This window comes from Mesorhizobium sp. ArgA1 (genome assembly GCF_053714375.1).
On the sequence record NZ_JBSKBQ010000001.1, the window covers coordinates 1,346,589 to 1,363,218 of the forward strand.

Consider the following 16,630-nt stretch of genomic DNA (forward strand, 5'->3'; position numbering starts at 1 on the left):
AAAGCAAGTTCGTCGCCAGCATCACCGCTACCTTCGCCCTGACTTCAAAATTTAACGCGCGCCGCGGCTCAAGCCTTGCATCGTCATTGATGCGAGGTATGGTCCCGGCGATTTTCACGGAAAGGAACCAGCATGGCCGCCTTCAAGACACTCGACGATATCGGCAATATCAGCGGCAAGCGCGTGCTGGTGCGGGTCGACCTCAACGTGCCGGTCGCTGACGGCAAGGTCACCGACGCCACCCGCATCGAGCGCATCGCGCCGACCATCGCCGAGCTGTCCGGCAAGGGCGCCAAGGTCATCCTGCTCGCCCATTTCGGCCGGCCGAAGGATGGCCCCTCGCCGGAATTCTCGCTGGAGCCGATCGCGAAAGCCACCGCCGAGGTGCTTGGCCGTCCCGTCGGCTTTGCCTCGGATTGCGTCGGCGATACGGCCGGAAGCGCCGTCGCCGCCATGAACAAGGGCGACGTGCTGCTGCTGGAGAACACCCGCTTTTACAAGACCGAGGAAAAGAACGATCCGGCCTTCACCGAAAGGCTCGCCGCCAATGGCGACATTTTCGTCAACGACGCCTTTTCCGCCGCCCACCGCGCCCACTCCTCGACCGAAGGCCTGGCGCGGCTGTTGCCGTCCTATGCCGGCCGCACCATGCAGGCTGAGCTCGAGGCGCTGGAGAAGGGGCTCGGCAATCCGGTCCGTCCTGTGGTTGCCATTGTCGGCGGCGCCAAGGTCTCGACCAAGATCGACCTTCTGATGAACCTGGTGAAGAAGGTCGACGCGCTGGTGATCGGCGGCGGCATGGCCAACACCTTCCTCGCCGCGCGCGGCACCGCTGTCGGAAAGTCTCTGTGCGAGCATGACCTTGCCCCGACCGCCAAGCAGATCATGATAGAGGCGGCCGAGGCCGGCTGCGCCATCATCCTGCCGGTCGACGGCGTCGTCGCAAAAGAGTTCAAAGCTGGCGCCGCCTCCGAGACCGTCGCCATCTCGGACGTGCCGGCCGACGGCATGATCCTCGATGTCGGCGAAGAGACCGTGAAGGCCATCGGCGAGTGGATCGACCGCGCCGCGACGTTGGTCTGGAACGGCCCGCTCGGCGCCTTCGAGATCGAGCCTTTCGACCATGCAACCGTGGCCGCGGCCAGGCACGCGGCGGCCCGCACCACCGCCGGCAAGCTGGTTTCGGTCGCCGGTGGCGGCGATACGGTGGCCGCACTTAATCATGCCGGCGTCGCCGACGACTTCACCTATGTCTCGACCGCCGGCGGCGCTTTCCTGGAATGGATGGAAGGCAAGCCGCTGCCCGGCGTCGACGTGCTGAAAAAGCAGGCCTGACCGGAACACCGGCGCCAAATGACGCGCCGGGAAGTTTCAATCGATTCGAGCTTTCCGATGCCATTCCTTTGGCGGTAGACTTCCGTTAGAGCAATTCCAGGAAAAGTGTGAGCGGGTTTTCCGTCCGGAATTGCGTAAAAACAAAAGACATAGAGCGGCTCGCCGTTTCCGTGAAACGGTGAACCGCTCTGTGTGCGGAACAGACCCCTCAGGAGAAGCAAGAATGAGCGAACGTCTCGAAGACATTGCCGCCGCGATCGTGGCCGGCGGCAAGGGCCTGCTGGCAGCCGATGAAAGCTCCGGCACCATCAAGAAACGCTTCGACGTCATCGGCGTCGAATCGACCGCCGACAGTCGCCGCGACTACCGCGAGATGATGTTCCGCGCCAAGGACGCGATGACGAAGTACATTTCCGGCGTCATTCTCTATGACGAGACGATCCGCCAGAAGGCCGCCGACGGCACCCCTCTGGTCGACATCATCAAGGCAGCGGGCGCCATTCCCGGCATCAAGGTCGATGCCGGCGCCAAGCCGCTGGCCGGCTTTCCCGGCGACACCATTACCGAGGGCCTCGACGGCCTGCGCGAGCGGCTTGCCGACTACTACAAGCTCGGCGCCCGCTTCGCCAAATGGCGCGCGGTGATCGACATCGATACCGGCAAGGGCGTGCCTTCGGCCAATTCGATCGCCTCCAACACCCATGCGCTCGCCCGCTATGCCGCGCTTTGCCAGGAAGCCGGCATCGTGCCGATCGTCGAACCGGAAGTGCTGATGGACGGCGCCCACGACATCGACACCTGCTACGCGGTCTCCAAGGCGACGCTGGTGAAGCTGTATGACGAGCTCTACGCGGCCGGCGTGGTGCTGGAAGGCTCGATCCTGAAGCCCAACATGGTCATTGCAGGCAAGAAATCCGGGAAGACCAACAGCCCCGAGGAAATCGCCGAGAAGACGATCAAACTGTTCCGCGAAGTGGTGCCGGCGGCGGTGCCGGGCATCGCCTTCCTCTCCGGTGGACAGTCGGACGAGGAAGCGACCGCCAACCTCAATGCCATCAATGCCATCGGCCCGCATCCGTGGAAGCTGACCTTCTCCTACGGCCGAGCCCTACAGGCCGCCCCACAGAAGGCCTGGAGCGGCAAGGCATCGAACGTCGTCGCAGGCCAGGCCGCCTTCACCCACCGCGCCCATATGAACCATCTGGCGGCGCTTGGAAAATGGAAGGCGAGCCTCGAACAGGCTGCCTAAGCGCAGTCCTCCCGTTGTCATACAAACCCGGGCCGATGCGCCCGGGTTTTTTGTTTGCGGCGTGCGGGCTTGGGATGGAGCCTGTCCATCCTTATCTCCCCTTCGGCAAAAGCTGACGGCGATGTCGGGTCCTGCCCATCCCGAACGTCCTTGGGATGACAGACAGGGAGAGGTTCATGCCTAGCAACAAGGTGGTTTCGCGCGAAGACTGGTTCCAGGCGCACAAGACGCATCTGGCGCGCGAGAAGGAACTGACGCGGTTTCGCGAGCGCATCGCCGCCGAGCGGCGTGAACTGCCCTGGCTGAAGATCCGGAAGGATTACGTGTTCGAGACCGAGCAAGGGCCGAAGAACCTGGCGGAGCTGTTCGCCAACCGCAGCCAGCTCATCGTCTATCACTTCATGATGACGCCAGGGTCCGATCACCGCTGCGAAGGTTGTTCGTTCCTTGCCGACCACATAGACGGCGCCAACCAGCATCTCAGGCATCACGACGTATCTTTGGTCGTGGTTGCGCGCGCGCCCCTGGCGGAGCTGTTGCCCTACAAGCAGCGCATGGGCTGGAAATTCGACTGGGTGTCGTCCTACGCCTCGGATTTCAACTTCGACATGCAGGTTTCGTTCACCGACAAGCAGATCGCGGCCGGCGACACCACCTACAATTTCGAGACGCGTCCGCGCACGTCAAAGGATCTTCCCGGCACCAGCGTTTTCTACAAGGACCAGAATGGCGACATCTTCCTCACCTTCACGTCGCGCGCCCGCGGCGGCGAGGCGCAGATCGGCACCTATGATTATCTCGACATGACACCGAAGGGCCGTGACGAAACCGGCCCTTATCAAAGCCTGATGGATTGGGTGCGGCTGCACGACGAATATTAGGACAGGCAGGCGGACAAGCCGAACTGCTGCGACGACTGAGGCCGTTCACGGCGACGCGGACATGCGCTAAGCCTATCGCATGCCGTTCCCAACTGCTCTCACCTGGCTCGCCTACCCCGTCTATGTCTGGCAGGGGCTCGGCGTGCGCCGCCGCACCACCCGCATGCTGCCGGCGCAAGGGCCGGTAATGCACGAAAAATCGGGCAAGGCGCCGGCGATCTCGCTGCTGGTGCTTGGCGATTCCTCGGCCGCCTCGGTCGGCATCGGCAATTCCGAGGACGGGCTGGCCGCGCAGCTTGCCGTCATGATCGCAAAGCGCACCGGCAGCGCTGTGCGGTGGCGCGCCGCCGGCTTCAACTCGGCCACCTCGGGCCAGATCCGTGACCATGTGCTGCCCAATCTGTCGGCCGATCCATGGACGCATATCGTGCTCGCCATCGGCACCAACGACACCAAGAATTTCCACTCGGTGCCGCGCTTCAAGAAAGAGTTCGGCGGCCTGCTTTACGCGCTGCGCGCCAAATGGCCGGAAGCCCGCGTGGTCTGGTCGCCGGTGCTGGAGTTCACCCGTGCGCCGGCCATGCCGCCACTGCTCGGCAAGATCCTGGAGATCCGCGCCACCGCTATGAACCGGATGGGCGAGCGCCTTTGCTTCGAGCGCGGCGCGGTGCCGGCGCCGCGCCTGCCGATCACCAACCCCGAACAGGGTTTTGCCTCCGACGGCTTTCATGCCTCGGAAGCCGGCTACCGCGCCTGGGCCGAACATCTGGTCGGCCATATCCTCGCCGGTTGACCAGCGCGGGCACCGGCTCAGCGCAATTCGCATGATCGCCATGGGAACGGTCGATCCGACCTGAAGCAAGCTTGCCTGCTCCGGCAAGGGCGCGACAGCCGCCATGCTATGTCCAGTGCCCCAGCACGCCGGCCAGCGAGATGGCAGCCATGGCGAGCAGCGCCAGTTTCCAGAAATCGCCGCGCCGCCTCAAGCCAGGCCAGCCGAGCGGCTTGATGATCTGGATGAGCATGATGCCGATGAAGACAAGGGCGAGAAGCTTCGACATGCCGCCTTTGAGCAGCATCGCGACCGACTGTCAAAGCGCTTCGTGAGCGCTCTCGCCCAGTCCGGCCATTCCTGACAAAAGCCCGCTTCCGAACGGCCCGCAGATTATCGCGCGACTTTCTTCAGCGACCTGACATCCTCCTGACAGACTGCTGTCAGGAGGGGTGTGCGATAGTGTCTCCATCAGCAAGAGGAGACTGGTCATGAACGGCTTTGGTATTTTGAACAACGTACAGCACTATGTCGGTAAGATCCGCACGATGCGCAACGAAGTCCGCACCCAGCGCTTCTTGAACTCCTTGCCGGCGGACATCCGCAAGGACATTGGCTGGCCCGATATGTATGAGGGCCGCGGCCGCATTCGTGAGGTCTGAGGCGATTTTTCATGGCAATGCTTGGATTTGGCCACTGCCACGCCCAGATCAATCACATGACGCGCGGGCAGCGATGTCTGCGGGCCGGCGCAAAACATTTCGGCGCTCGCCACGGACAATGCTGAAGGCTCCTGACAGAATGCTGTCAGGAGCACCATGCCATAAGCGTGTCAGGAGACATGAATGGTGAAGAGCTGGAACGACAGGTTGAACACGCCAGGCATCAATGGCGTCAAGCCAACGCCGCGCACGATGGGCGATGTCGTCGAGGGCCAGCCGATGCTGGTGCCGACGGCCCGCCAGGTCGATGATTTCATCCGCTCCATACCCAAAGGCGTCGAGATGGACGTCCGCGCCTTGCGCACCGCGCTCGCCATCGAGCACGGGGCGCAAGTGACATGTCCGGTCACCATCGGCTATCATCTGCGCACCGTCGCGGAAGCCGCCAATGAGGATCTCGAGCGCGGCATGGAGCCGAGCGCAATTGCGCCATTCTGGCGTGTGCTCGACACCAACGCGCCGACGACGAAGAAACTGTCCTTCGGCGCGGAATTCGTCGCCGCGCAGCGCAAGCGCGAAGGATTGAAGCCATAATGCCTGCCGCCCAAAAGTGTTTAGCGGTTTTTGGGGCAAGGGCAGGCATGAAACAGGAAATGGATGTCGCCCGGAACCGGTTTGGGGACCACGACATTCATGGAAACGCAGCCGAGGGACCATACGATGCGCCGTGCCGACAGGCTCTTCCAGATCGTGCAGCATCTGCGCGGTGGCCGGCTGGTCACCGCTCAGAAGCTCGGCACCTGGCTCGAGGTTTCCGAACGAACCATCTACCGCGACATTGCCGACCTGCAGTCGACCGGGGTGCCGATCGACGGCGAGGCGGGGGTTGGCTACATGATGAGGGAGGGTTTCGACCTTCCGCCGCTGATGTTCACGCGTGACGAGATCGTGGCGCTGGTTGCCGGCGCGCGCATGGTGCGCGCCTTTGGTGGTGCCGCCATGGCGCGTGCCGCCGACGAGGCGCTGGTCAAGATCGGCGCCGTGCTGCCCGACGCCGAAAAAGACCGCATTGCCCGCACCGAGATCCACACGCCGATGTGGGTGGTGAGCGACGCAGCGCGCGAGGCTATCGACCTGATCGAGCGCGCGGTCGAGAAGCGCCAGGTGCTGACCATCGACTATCGCGACGAGGCCGGCCGCGGCACCGGTCGCGACATCCGTCCGCTCGGCCTGTGGTTCTGGGGCAAGGTATGGACGCTGGTCGCCTGGTGCGAGATGCGCGACGATTTCCGCGCCTTCCGCATCGACCGCATCGCCTCGGTGGTCATCGCCGGCCGCATCTTCAAGCCGGAACGCGGCAAGCAGCTCGCCGACTTCTACCGCGCGGTCGAACGCTCGGAGGATTACGGCATGACGCCGGACCGCGCGGCGAGAAGCTGAGATCGCAATAAAAAAGCCCGCTCGAAGCGGGCTTTTTTGTCGGTCTGCGGCAGACCTTATTCCTCGTCGTCGGAATCTTCTTTCTTCGACTTGAGCGCCGAGAGCTTGGCGAACACGGCGTTGGCGTCGAGCTCGGCATCCTCGTCCTTCGGCTTCTCCGGCGCTGGCACCAGGCGCTCGGTCAGCGCCGCCGGTAGCAGCGTGTCACCGACAGGCTGCGCCTGCTCGCGGCCGCGCGAGGCGCGGTTGACTTCCATGTCGAGGTCGATCTGCGAGGCGAGACCCAGCGTCACCGGGTCCATCGGCTGCAGATTGGCCGAGTTCCAGTGCTTGCGCTCACGGATCTGTTCGATCGTCGACTTGGTCGTGCCTACCAGGCGCGAAATCTGCGCGTCCTTCAATTCCGGATGGTTACGCACCAGCCACAGTATGGCATTGGGCCGGTCCTGACGCTTCGACAGCGGCGTGTAGCGCGGGCCCTTGCGCTTGGATTCCGGCACCCGCACCTTGGGGTCGGACAGTTTCAGGCGCTGGTTCGGATCCTTCTCGGCGCGCGCAATCTCGTCGCGGGTCAGCTGGCCGGTCATGATCGGGTCCATGCCCTTGATGCCTTGCGCCGACTCGCCGTCGGCAATCGCCTTGACCTCGAGCGGATGCAGCCCGCAGAACTGCGCGATCTGCTCGAAGGAGAGCGCGGTGTTGTCGACCAGCCAGACGGCGGTCGCCTTGGGCATCAGCAGCGTATTGGCCATTTCAAAAATCCTTCTCGTTCGCCCGCGTTCCCGCGCGGGCGGTGGTTTAGAGCCACCAAAATGGGAAATTCGCGGCCTGTATAACCGCTCCGCTGCCGTTTCGCAATGTTTTTGGCGCAGGGCCAGCCGTTGGGCGCCAGAGTGCGTGGAGGCCAGCAGGGGCCTTGGCCTCGGCGATCGTCGATGCCAAGACGTAAAAGGCCCTAAAACGACAAAACCCGCCGGACAGGGTCCAGCGGGCTCGGAACCGGCGACGGAAAACGTCTGCTGCGGCTCTTGCTTCTAGCACACGGCCAGGCCTTACGGCCGGCCATGCTTCGATTAGATGGCCTTGCGGGCAATCCGCTCGATGTCGCCGCGGTTGATGCCGAGGTCGCTGAGCTGACGGGCGTTGAGCTTGTTCAGCTCGCGCACGGTTTCGTTGTACATACGCCAGTTACGGAAAGCGCGGATCGGGTTCATGGTAGTCCTCCAGTTGTTGGATCAAATCGTTTCGATGACGCTTAGATAGGCAGCGCTGCCCACGAATTGAACAGACGTCTTTGCATAGCCGCAATGCAAATGCTGCATTGCACCATTAAGGTTCTGTTCAGCTGCCAGCAGGGGCGAGCGCGGAGGATGTGTCGAGATTCAGGTCAGGCCGAGTCGAGAATGGCTGAGCCCGATAACCGGAGCGGAGCGTACTTAAAGTACGTGAGCACCGGAAGCGCAGGGATCGGCCATTCGCAGGCCGGCCTCACATGAATATCGGCGCATCCTAGCCGACGTCGAGCACGATCTTGCCTATATGCTCGCCCTCTTCCATGCGCTCATGCGCGCGCCAGGCATCGGCCAGTGGGAAGATCATGTCCATCACCGGTGACACCTTGCGGGTGCCGAGCAGCGGCCACACCTGCGCTTCCAGCGCCGCGGCGATCGCTGCCTTGAACTCGACCGTGCGTGGCCGCAGTGTCGAGCCGGTATGGGTCAGCCGCTTGACCATGATCTTGGAAAAATCGGCACTCGCCACCGCCCCGGCCTGGACGGCGATCTGGACGATTCGGCCCTCGACCGCCGCCGCCTCGTAGTTGCGCTGGACGTAGTCGCCGCCGACCATGTCGAGGATGACGTCGGCGCCCTCGCCGCCGGTGGCGTCCTTGACCGCGGTGACAAAATCCTCCTCGCGGTAGTTGATCGCCTTGTCGGCGCCAAGCTTCAGGCAGGCGTCGCACTTCTCCTTGCTGCCGGCGGTGGTCACGACATAGGCGCCAAAGGCCGACGCCAGTTGGATCGCCGTGGTGCCGATGCCCGACGAGCCGCCATGGACAAGCAGCGTCTCGCCCTTCTTCAGGCCGCCGCGCTCGAACACATTGTGCCAGACGGTGAAATAGTTTTCCGGCACCGCGGCCGCTTCAGTATGGGTGAAGCCGGCAGGCAGCGGCAGCACGCTGCCGGCATGAACCTTGACATATTCGGCATAGCCGCCGCCCGGTGTCAGCGCGCAGACCCGGTCGCCGATGCGCCAGCGCGATATCTCGTCGCCGAGCGCTGCCACTTCGCCCGATGCCTCGAGGCCGGGTAGGTCGGAAGCGCCGGGCGGCGGCGGATAGGCGCCCTTGCGCTGCTGCACGTCGGGCCGGTTGACGCCGGCAGCGCGCACCCGGATCAGGATTTCGCCGGGGCCGGGCACCGGCACATCGCGCGTTTCCGGCTTCAGCACCCGCGGCCCGCCGGGTTGCGAGATTGCAATGGCCGTCATCGTCGCCGGAATTTTATGTCCGCTTCCCATGAAAATTTCCCGTCTCGATCAGCCCGGTCTGTCGCCGGCTGTTTGCATCAGCACCCCTGCCCTATGTATGCTGATTGCCGGATCAGGCAAATGCTCAAATCAGGCCAATACCGGATCGGCCCAAATGCTGAATCAGGGAGGAGCGACGATGGCGATCTTCGACGACGAACCAAAAAAGAAATCCAGGCCGCATGAGATCGGACAGGATCTGTCGCTGCTTTCGGTCGGTGACCTGACCGAGCGGATCGGCATATTGCGCGACGAGATTACCCGGCTGGAAGCTGAGCTCCAGGTCAAGGGCAGCACCAAATCGGCGGCCGAAGCCCTGTTTCGCCGCGGCTAGTTTTTCGCGCTAGTTTCGGCGTGGGAGCATCCGCCGCCGAAAAGCCCGAATGCGCCTATCTTCAGAGCTGCCACACCTTCAGAGCTGCTCCCGTCCTCAGAACCGACAAGCCCCTCCAGCCGGATCAAACAATGTTTGCAAGCTACAGACCGATCCTCTCGCTGCTTCGCGGCACTGCTTTCCTGCTTGCGGCATCGGGACTGCATGGCCTGCTGCTGCCGCTGCGCGGTCAGATCGAAGGGTTTTCGACCGCATCGCTTGGCCTGATGGGCACTGCCTGGGCAGGCGGCTTCGTCACCGGCTGCTTCTTCGCACCGCGCCTCGTGCGCCGCGCCGGCCATGTCAGGGCGTTCGGCGCCTTTGCCGCATCGGGTGCCATCGTCGCCCTGCTCACCGGCCTCATCATCGACGAATATGTCTGGATCCTGCTGCGCGCCTTCACCGGCTTCACCATGGCCGGCGCCTTCATGGTCACCGAAAGCTGGCTGAACGAAAAGGCCACCAATGAGAACCGCGGCACCGTCTTCGGCCTCTACATGATGGTCACCTATGCCTCGATCATGGGCGGCCAGATGATCGTTGCCGGCGGCGACGTCAAATCGGCGTCGCTGTTCATGATCACCGGCATATTGTTTTGCCTGTCGCTGATCCCGACCGCCGTCTCGTCGGCTTCGTCGCCCAAGCCGTTGCAGGACGTCAAGCTCGACGTCAAAGGGCTCTATGTCAATTCGCCGGTGTCGGCGATCGCCTGCCTGTTGATCGGCATCGCCAATGGCGCCTGGGGTACCCTGGGTGCGGTCTATGGTGCCCGTATCGGCATTTCCACCGCCGAGATCGCGCTGATGATGAGCCTTGTTGTCGTTGCCGGCGCAGCCATGCAGCTTCCGGCCGGGCGCCTCTCCGACAAGACCGACCGCCGTTTCGTGCTGGCGGGCGCGGCTTTCGGCGCGGCGCTGTTCGCCATCCTGATCTTCCTCTTCGAACCGCGTTCTTCCATCTTCGTCATCGTCTTCACCGCCGCCTACGGCGCCTTCGCCTACACGCTTTATTCAATCGCCGTGGCGCACGCCAACGACCACGCGCGCGCCGAGGATTTCGTCAAGGTCTCGGGCGGCCTGCTGCTTCTGTACGGGTTCGGCACCATGATCGGGCCCTTGCTGGCCGCCGCCCTGATGGGCTGGTTCCGCCCCGAAGGCCTGTTCCTGGCCACCGCTCTGGCGCATCTGTGCCTTGCCGCCTACACGCTGCTGCGCATCAGCCGCCGCGCGCCGGTGCCGATCGAAAACCGCGACGCCTTCAAGACCCAGCCCGCCGATCGCTCGGTCACCCCCGAAGCATTGCGGCTCAGAAAAGCGGAAACTGACGGTTGAGATTTGAAAAACTTTGCCCCACAAGTATAGGCATGATCTTTTCTGACGCCTTCATGGCGATTGCCGATCCCAACCGGCGCTATCTCCTGGAAGAGCTCCGGCGCGGCCCGAAAACCGTCAACGAGCTGGCTTCGGGCCTGCCAGTCTCTCGCCCGGCCGTGTCCCAGCATTTGAAAGTGTTGCTGGACGCCGGTCTGGTTCAGGCCAAGGCCGAAGGCACGAGGCGGGTCTATACGGTCAGCACCGCCGGATTCCTCCAGCTCAATATTTGGCTAGACCAGTTCTGGGAAGCATAGGCCAAAATCCAGGAAATTGAAGCCAGGCGGAAACTACGCTTTCCAAGCTTCAAGTGCCCGTCGCCAGTGCCTTGCCCAGCGCATCGAGCAGAAACCCGGTTCCATGCTCGCGCGTCGAGGGCGTGTCGTGGCCATCGAGAAACGCGCCCTGCTCGGTCAGCACCAGCCGCGTTCCGGTGCCTTCCGGCCGCAATTCGATCGTCGCCAGCGATACCGAAATGCGGGTCTCGCCGAACAGCATGTCATAACTGTAGACGATGCGCTCGTTGGGCACGATGTCCAGATAGGTGGCGGTGTAGGTGTGGATCGGCCCGTCCTTTGGCCCGCCGGCATTGACCTCCTGGCCGAGCCGGAAGTCCATCTCGTGCCTGTGGGCCATCGGATTGTCGGGGTCGGCGAACCAGCGCCCTTTGGCGGTCGGATCGCTGAGTGCGAAGTAGACTTTCGCTGGCGTCGCCGGATAGACGCGTTCAAGCACGAAGGTGGAGTGGACGACGGATCGGTCGGTCAAAATGGCCTCCTTCAGTTTTCTCTAGTCTTCGGTCTCGGCGAGAAAACCGCCCAGCCGGTCGAGCCGGCGTTCCCATGTCAGCCGCCGCTCATTGATCCAGTGTTCGGCGCTGCGCAGCGCCTGCGGCGCGATCTGGCAAGTGCGCACGCGGCCGAGCTTTTCCGAGCGCACCAGCCCGCTCGCCTCGAGCACGTTGAGATGCTGGACGACGGCCGACAGCGACATTGCCAGCGGTTCGGCCAACTGGCTGACCGAGGCCGGCCCGCGCGACAGCCGTTCGACCATGCTGCGGCGGGCCGGGTCGGCAAGCGCCTGGAACATCAGGTCGAGCTGGGCGGGATCGTGCAGCATCGCGATCAGCCGTTGTTGTAGGGGAAGAACTTGAAGTAGGGCTCCGCCTCCTCGATCACCCGGGCAAAGGACGGTCGCTCGAGCAGGCGGTCGTGGTAGCGTTTCACGGCCGGATAGCTGTCGCCGAACGGCTCGACCTTGTTGGCATAGAACAGCGCCGGCGAGGCCGCACAGTCGGCCATGGTGAAGCTATGGCCGGCCGCCCAGATTTTCGAACGCATCTCCTCCTCGACGATCGCATAGGCGTTCCGCAGTTGCGCCCGCGCCTCCTCGACCCCGAACGGATCGGTCTTGTCCTGCGGCCGCAACCTGTCGCCGACGATCTTCTGCATCGGCGCCTGCATGTAGAAATCGTAGAAACGGTCGGCCTGACGGACCTGGAGAGCGAGGTCGGCCTCGGTCGGGATTAGCTCGACCGGTCCCGGATAGTGGGTAGCCAGATATTCGATGACGATGGTCGATTCCAGCACCGTGCGGTTGCGCGCGTCGTCACGCAGCGCTGGCATCTTGCCGGTCGGCGAAACCTTCAGGAACGCCGCCCGCGACTGCTCGTCGCCGAGATCGACGATGACCGGCGTGAAGGGCGTCTCGTTCTCATAAAACGCAATCAGCGGTTTCCAGCAGAACGATGCCAGCGGATGGAAATGGAACGTCAGGGACATTTTTTGCTCGTCTGTTTCGAGTTCGTCGTTGCTGGAGTTGCCTCGCCACCAAACACTGAAGCAATTACTTAACTATTGCCACAGGTGGAGTGTGTCAAGGTTCCAACTCCACCGGCCGTCAGGGCTTGGTATGCGCGACGATGGCGGCAACAATTATCGGCCAATCGACGGGATGCAGTTCGTGGCCACCGCCTTCGATGCGGACAAGCCGTCCGCCAGCGACAGCATCGGCAAGGGCTGCGCCGTGCTCGACCGGAAAGATCGGATCCGATGTCCCGTGGATGACGAGCAGCGGAACCTTGATCTCGCGCAGGCGCCCTTTCAGATCCTCGCCGCCTTTCAGCATGAAATGGTTGGTCGCGCTCAAAAAGCCGCCGGATCGGTCATAGTCCTGTTCGATGAACGCCCGCATCGCCTTCTCGTCGAACGGATGCGCGGTGCTTGCGATGGCGTGAGCGTCCTTGACGACGAAGTCGATCACCTGCTCGCGGTCCGACCAGTCGACCTTTGTGCCAGCGGTCGAGTGCTCCATATAGGCCTCGGTCGTCCCTGGCAGATGCAATGTATCGATCCCCACCGGCGAACTGCTGATCACCGTCAGTGTGATGACACGTGAGGGGTGTTTCAACGCCAGTCGTTGCGCGATCATGCCGCCCATCGACATCCCCACCACATGCGCTTTTGCGATGCCACAACTGTCGAGGACACTGACGGCATCGTCCGCCATGTCGTCGAACGTATACGGCGGCTCGCCCGGCGCATATCTGGTCGACAGGCCGGTGTCGCGGTTGTCGTAGCGGATCACGAAACGACCTTCGCCGGCGAGTTTTTTGCAAAGCGCCTCCGGCCACCACAGCATCGAGGCCATGGCGCCCATGATCAGCAGCATGGCTGGATCGTCGGGATCGCCAAACGTCTGGGAGACGATTTCGGGTGCTGCGGCCTTTGTCATGGGAATCTCCTCGCCTATGCTCAAACTGATTGTATTTTGCAATCGGTTGCACGATAATAAAACTGATACGATAATGCAACTGGTTTTTACGGGGAGAGTCGGATGAAAACCGAACACCGCTCGGGATGCCCTATCAATCTGTCGCTGGAGGTGTTCGGCGACCGCTGGAGCCTGATCATCCTGCGCGATATGATTTTTGGCGGCAAACGCCACTTTCGCGAGCTGCTCAACGGCTCGATCGAGGGCATCGCTTCCAACATCCTGGCCGACCGGCTGAAGCGGCTGATGGAACTTGGTATGCTGACCAAGGCCGACGATCCCTCGCACAAGCAGAAGGCGATCTACAGCCTGACCGAGATGGCAATCACGCTGGTGCCGATCATGGCCCATCTCGGTGCCTGGGGCCGCGTCTGGCTGCCGGTCAGCGAGGAGCTGTCGATCCGCGCCGAACTGCTGGAGAAGGGCGGTCCGCCAATGTGGGAGCAGTTCATGGACGAGTTGCGCCACGACCATCTGGGCACGCCAGTCGCAGCGCCGGGGCGGCCTTCTGTCCGCGCCACATTGCAGGCCGGATACGAGGCGGTGGTGGCGCGCAAGGCGTCGAGCGCCGCATAGGCCGCCGCCTGCTGACCAACTTATTTTCCCATTTATGGGGCGGCTCTGCTATCAAGGGGCTGAAAAACATAATTTATGGGATTGGATGACGCTCTTGGTTGAGAACTCTAAGGATACCGCCCGCGCGCGGGCAGATATGCGTTTCAAGAAGCAGGAAGAGGCAGCCACGGTGCGGCAAAAGGCGATGGCGGAGTATGTCGCCGAGGCAGACGCCCGCCAGGCCAAGACCAACAAGCTCCGGGCATTGCGCCTTGCCAAGGAAGCGGAAGATCTGGCCAATGCGCCCGCCGCCCCGGTCAAGAAGCCGGCGCGGGCCAAGAAAAAAATCGCCTGACGATAGCCATAGTTGATGGCAGATTGGGACGGCTGAGCATATCGGCCGGAATGCCGGTCAACGGCACGCCGCTATAACCTCCGCCATTCCGCTTTCCCGCGCGAAGCAATTTCAACCGCAACCGGGATTTCGCATCTCGCGTGTCAGGCCGATGATCGACGCGCGTTTGAACAGGAGACTGCCATGACCGCTTTGACCCTCGAAAAGGCTAAGCAAATCATCGACGCCGCTTTCGCGAGGGGCGCCGAGTTGAAGCTCAAGCCGCTCGGCGTCTCGGTGCTCGATGCCGGCGCCCATCTCGTTGCCTTCCAGCGTCAGGACGGCGCCTCGTTCCTGCGCCCACAAATGTCGGCCGGCAAGGCCTATGGCGCGCTCGCCATCGGCATGGGCTCGCGCCGTGTCGAGGCCTTCGCCAAGGAACGGCCGCATCTCGTCGCCGGCATCTCCGACGTCTCGGGTGGTCGCGTCCTGCCGGTCGTGGGCGGCGTGCTGATCCGCAATCATACAGGCGCCGTCATCGGCGCTGTCGGCATTTCGGGCGATACGTCGGACAATGACGAGGCCGCCGCCATCGCCGGCATCGAAGCGGCTGGGTTCACCGCCGATCCAGGCTGAGGCTGAGCTCTAATTCAGATTGATATCCCTGCTGGCCGATCGCATCGACACCGAGAAGCCGGCCAGCACGTCGAACAGCGCGATCACCATAAGCGTGAAGAAGACGGAGTGCGCCGCGCCCTTCACGAGCAGGAACTCGACCAGGAACGCCACGAAGACCAATGTCGACAACAGATGGTCCATGATCGAGGCGTTCGTGGTGCGCACCGACTTCACCATTTCGAGGAACAGGAAGATCAGTCCGATGACCACCATCAGGTCGCCGAGCGTCATCGAAAACACCCCGCCAGACATCATGCGGAACGAGAAGATTTCGGTCGCCCACGGATCGTCGCCGCTGCCGAATATTCCGAGGAGTCCGAGATTGTAGGCCACGAAGGGCACGATCAGCAGCGGGATGGCACCGAACATCAGGCGTCTCCTCTAGCAATTCCAGGAAAGTGTGAGCGGTCCGGAATTGCGTAAACAATGGGGGCACCTACTGTAGAATGCCCCGCAAGCACGCCGTCAAGATTTTTAGCTAACAGCCGTGAACACGGTCGAAGACCGGGTGCAACAACCGTGTCACCCGGCTCAGCGCCTGAACTGCCCGCTGCGCACGGCAGCGCCTATGGCGTTGAGGATGATGCTGCCGGCGGTCATCGATGTGATTTCATTTACGTCTCGCGCCGGCGCGATCTCGACGATGTCCATTCCGACGACGCGCCCCTTGGCGAACAGCCCTTTGATCAGCTCGATCGTCTGCCGGTAGCTGACGCCACCAGGCGACGGTCCCTCGACCGCCGGCATGACAGCCGGATCGAGGCCATCGGCGTCGATGGTCAGGTAGTAGCGGCCGCCGTCCGGAATGCGCTTCAGCAGCGCCGCCGTGCCGATGTCCTGCCATTCATTGGCGGTGACGATGTTGGAACCATAGGCACGCGCCGCCTCCACCTCCTCTAGCCGGGCGCTGCCCTGGCCCCGGATGCCGAGCTGGAAAATCTTGTCGATATGCGCCATCTCCGAGGCGCGGCGGATGGGGCTGGAGTAGCCTTCCCTTACCCCGTTGACGTTGTCGCGCCAGTCGAGATGGGCATCGATCTGCACCAGGGTGATCGGCCCTTCGCCGTCAAGCGCCCGGAAGATCGGGATCGGAATGCCGTGATCGCCGCCGATGGTGATCGGCAAGGCGCCGGCGGCGCGGATCTTGCGGATCGCCGCTTCGGCCCGCCCGTAGTGGCCGCCGGCGGCATCGCCGGGGACATCGCCGACATCGACCACCTTGACGTCCTGTCCGTCGTACAGGGTCCCGCCAATGTCGAAATCATAGCGGTCGAGTCCGAGGCTGATGCGTTGCGAGGCGCGCCGCACCGCGGTCGGCGCGTTGGTCTGGTCGTTGATCGTCTCGTCCATCGTGTAGGGACTGCCGTAAGGCATGCCGATGATGGCGACATCGGCCTTCAGCGCATCGATATCCTCGACCAGCGGGAAGTTCAGGAAGGTCTGGAAGACGTCGCGCGGCGCTGTGGTGAGCCTGGTCATGCGGTTTCCTCTGTCGCCCTACCATGGTGCAGGCACGTGCTTCAGCCGCAATCGCGGCGACGCAACGCAATACAGCACCGCGATGGCGGCGTGTATCGCCAGCGACGGTCCGACCTTTGGCATAGAGATCGGCCCGAAGCTGCCGGGCGGCCACCAAACGCAAAAAAACCGGCCAATGGCCGGTCCTTTTGGTATTCAAAC

23 protein-coding genes are annotated in these 16,630 nt (G+C 63.0%); 13 read left to right on the forward strand and 10 right to left on the reverse strand.

Going from position 1 to position 16,630, the window contains the following annotated elements:
• Positions 1 to 132: 132 nt before the first annotated feature.
• From ACWGTI_RS06575 to ACWGTI_RS06590, 4 genes are all read left to right on the forward strand, one after another.
• Entirely contained in the window at positions 133 to 1,335 is a 1,203-nt protein-coding gene (locus ACWGTI_RS06575) for a phosphoglycerate kinase (RefSeq protein ID WP_454586318.1), read from the forward strand.
• Positions 1,336 to 1,558: 223 nt separating this feature from the next.
• Entirely contained in the window at positions 1,559 to 2,584 is a 1,026-nt protein-coding gene (locus ACWGTI_RS06580) for a class I fructose-bisphosphate aldolase (protein WP_454586319.1), read from the forward strand.
• Positions 2,585 to 2,760: 176 nt separating this feature from the next.
• Positions 2,761 to 3,465, forward strand: coding sequence for a DUF899 domain-containing protein (locus ACWGTI_RS06585; RefSeq protein WP_454586320.1), 705 nt, complete (start codon positions 2,761 to 2,763; stop codon positions 3,463 to 3,465).
• 79 nt (positions 3,466 to 3,544) lie between these two features.
• Positions 3,545 to 4,258, forward strand: a complete 714-nt coding sequence (locus tag ACWGTI_RS06590) for an SGNH/GDSL hydrolase family protein (protein ID WP_454586321.1) — start codon at positions 3,545 to 3,547, stop codon at positions 4,256 to 4,258.
• Positions 4,259 to 4,364: 106 nt separating this feature from the next.
• Here the strand turns inward: ACWGTI_RS06590 and ACWGTI_RS06595 are convergent, their stop codons facing one another.
• Positions 4,365 to 4,544, reverse strand: a complete 180-nt coding sequence (locus tag ACWGTI_RS06595; protein WP_454586497.1) for a hypothetical protein — start codon at positions 4,542 to 4,544, stop codon at positions 4,365 to 4,367.
• 184 nt (positions 4,545 to 4,728) lie between these two features.
• Between ACWGTI_RS06595 and ACWGTI_RS06600 the strand changes: the two genes are divergently transcribed.
• The 3 genes from ACWGTI_RS06600 to ACWGTI_RS06610 all read left to right on the forward strand — a co-directional run bounded on the left by ACWGTI_RS06600 (position 4,729) and on the right by ACWGTI_RS06610 (position 6,339).
• The gene (locus ACWGTI_RS06600) at positions 4,729 to 4,899 is read left to right on the forward strand and encodes a hypothetical protein (protein ID WP_454573096.1); all 171 of its coding nucleotides are present in this window, start codon (positions 4,729 to 4,731) and stop codon (positions 4,897 to 4,899) included.
• Between the two features lie 183 nt (positions 4,900 to 5,082).
• The gene (locus tag ACWGTI_RS06605) at positions 5,083 to 5,493 is read left to right on the forward strand and encodes a hypothetical protein (RefSeq protein ID WP_454586322.1); all 411 of its coding nucleotides are present in this window, start codon (positions 5,083 to 5,085) and stop codon (positions 5,491 to 5,493) included.
• 126 nt (positions 5,494 to 5,619) lie between these two features.
• The gene (locus ACWGTI_RS06610; RefSeq protein WP_454573499.1) at positions 5,620 to 6,339 is read left to right on the forward strand and encodes a helix-turn-helix transcriptional regulator; all 720 of its coding nucleotides are present in this window, start codon (positions 5,620 to 5,622) and stop codon (positions 6,337 to 6,339) included.
• Positions 6,340 to 6,395: 56 nt separating this feature from the next.
• On the opposite strand, the gene ACWGTI_RS06615 is transcribed toward ACWGTI_RS06610, so the two are convergent.
• From ACWGTI_RS06615 to ACWGTI_RS06625, 3 genes are all read right to left on the reverse strand, one after another.
• The gene (locus ACWGTI_RS06615) at positions 6,396 to 7,091 is read right to left on the reverse strand and encodes a DUF1013 domain-containing protein (protein ID WP_454573094.1); all 696 of its coding nucleotides are present in this window, start codon (positions 7,089 to 7,091) and stop codon (positions 6,396 to 6,398) included.
• A 321-nt stretch (positions 7,092 to 7,412) separates the two neighbouring features.
• Complete coding sequence (locus ACWGTI_RS06620) at positions 7,413 to 7,553, reverse strand: DUF1127 domain-containing protein (RefSeq protein ID WP_454573093.1); 141 nt, start codon at positions 7,551 to 7,553, stop codon at positions 7,413 to 7,415.
• Positions 7,554 to 7,848: 295 nt separating this feature from the next.
• A complete protein-coding gene (locus ACWGTI_RS06625; RefSeq protein WP_454586323.1) occupies positions 7,849 to 8,859 on the reverse strand; it encodes an NAD(P)H-quinone oxidoreductase in 1,011 nt (336 codons plus the stop codon).
• Positions 8,860 to 9,007: 148 nt separating this feature from the next.
• Here ACWGTI_RS06625 and ACWGTI_RS06630 point away from each other — a divergent pair, with 148 nt between their 5' ends.
• The 3 genes from ACWGTI_RS06630 (at position 9,008) to ACWGTI_RS06640 (ending at position 10,868) form a co-directional block, all read left to right on the forward strand.
• The gene (locus tag ACWGTI_RS06630) at positions 9,008 to 9,202 is read left to right on the forward strand and encodes a DUF1192 domain-containing protein (protein WP_454586490.1); all 195 of its coding nucleotides are present in this window, start codon (positions 9,008 to 9,010) and stop codon (positions 9,200 to 9,202) included.
• Positions 9,203 to 9,333: 131 nt separating this feature from the next.
• A complete protein-coding gene (locus tag ACWGTI_RS06635; RefSeq protein ID WP_454586324.1) occupies positions 9,334 to 10,572 on the forward strand; it encodes an MFS transporter in 1,239 nt (412 codons plus the stop codon).
• A gap of 32 nt (positions 10,573 to 10,604) precedes the next feature.
• Positions 10,605 to 10,868, forward strand: coding sequence for an ArsR/SmtB family transcription factor (locus ACWGTI_RS06640; RefSeq protein WP_454573090.1), 264 nt, complete (start codon positions 10,605 to 10,607; stop codon positions 10,866 to 10,868).
• Positions 10,869 to 10,917: 49 nt separating this feature from the next.
• On the opposite strand, the gene ACWGTI_RS06645 is transcribed toward ACWGTI_RS06640, so the two are convergent.
• The 4 genes from ACWGTI_RS06645 to ACWGTI_RS06660 form a co-directional block, all read right to left on the reverse strand.
• Entirely contained in the window at positions 10,918 to 11,379 is a 462-nt protein-coding gene (locus ACWGTI_RS06645) for an SRPBCC family protein (RefSeq protein ID WP_454586325.1), read from the reverse strand.
• 21 nt (positions 11,380 to 11,400) lie between these two features.
• Complete coding sequence (locus tag ACWGTI_RS06650; protein ID WP_454586326.1) at positions 11,401 to 11,730, reverse strand: ArsR/SmtB family transcription factor; 330 nt, start codon at positions 11,728 to 11,730, stop codon at positions 11,401 to 11,403.
• A 5-nt stretch (positions 11,731 to 11,735) separates the two neighbouring features.
• Complete coding sequence (locus ACWGTI_RS06655) at positions 11,736 to 12,392, reverse strand: glutathione S-transferase family protein (protein WP_454586327.1); 657 nt, start codon at positions 12,390 to 12,392, stop codon at positions 11,736 to 11,738.
• 118 nt (positions 12,393 to 12,510) lie between these two features.
• The gene (locus ACWGTI_RS06660) at positions 12,511 to 13,344 is read right to left on the reverse strand and encodes an alpha/beta fold hydrolase (protein WP_454586328.1); all 834 of its coding nucleotides are present in this window, start codon (positions 13,342 to 13,344) and stop codon (positions 12,511 to 12,513) included.
• 102 nt (positions 13,345 to 13,446) lie between these two features.
• Between ACWGTI_RS06660 and ACWGTI_RS06665 the strand changes: the two genes are divergently transcribed.
• The 3 genes from ACWGTI_RS06665 to ACWGTI_RS06675 all read left to right on the forward strand — a co-directional run bounded on the left by ACWGTI_RS06665 (position 13,447) and on the right by ACWGTI_RS06675 (position 14,908).
• Positions 13,447 to 13,959: a winged helix-turn-helix transcriptional regulator gene (locus ACWGTI_RS06665; RefSeq protein WP_454586329.1), complete on the forward strand. Its 513-nt coding sequence runs from the start codon at positions 13,447 to 13,449 to the stop codon at positions 13,957 to 13,959.
• Between the two features lie 85 nt (positions 13,960 to 14,044).
• Entirely contained in the window at positions 14,045 to 14,293 is a 249-nt protein-coding gene (locus ACWGTI_RS06670; protein ID WP_454586330.1) for a hypothetical protein, read from the forward strand.
• A 183-nt stretch (positions 14,294 to 14,476) separates the two neighbouring features.
• Positions 14,477 to 14,908: a GlcG/HbpS family heme-binding protein gene (locus tag ACWGTI_RS06675; RefSeq protein WP_454586331.1), complete on the forward strand. Its 432-nt coding sequence runs from the start codon at positions 14,477 to 14,479 to the stop codon at positions 14,906 to 14,908.
• A 9-nt stretch (positions 14,909 to 14,917) separates the two neighbouring features.
• Here the strand turns inward: ACWGTI_RS06675 and ACWGTI_RS06680 are convergent, their stop codons facing one another.
• Entirely contained in the window at positions 14,918 to 15,319 is a 402-nt protein-coding gene (locus ACWGTI_RS06680) for a hypothetical protein (protein WP_142869343.1), read from the reverse strand.
• Positions 15,320 to 15,481: 162 nt separating this feature from the next.
• Positions 15,482 to 16,429, reverse strand: coding sequence for an agmatinase (locus tag ACWGTI_RS06685; protein WP_454586332.1), 948 nt, complete (start codon positions 16,427 to 16,429; stop codon positions 15,482 to 15,484).
• Between the last annotated feature and the right edge of the window lie 201 nt (positions 16,430 to 16,630).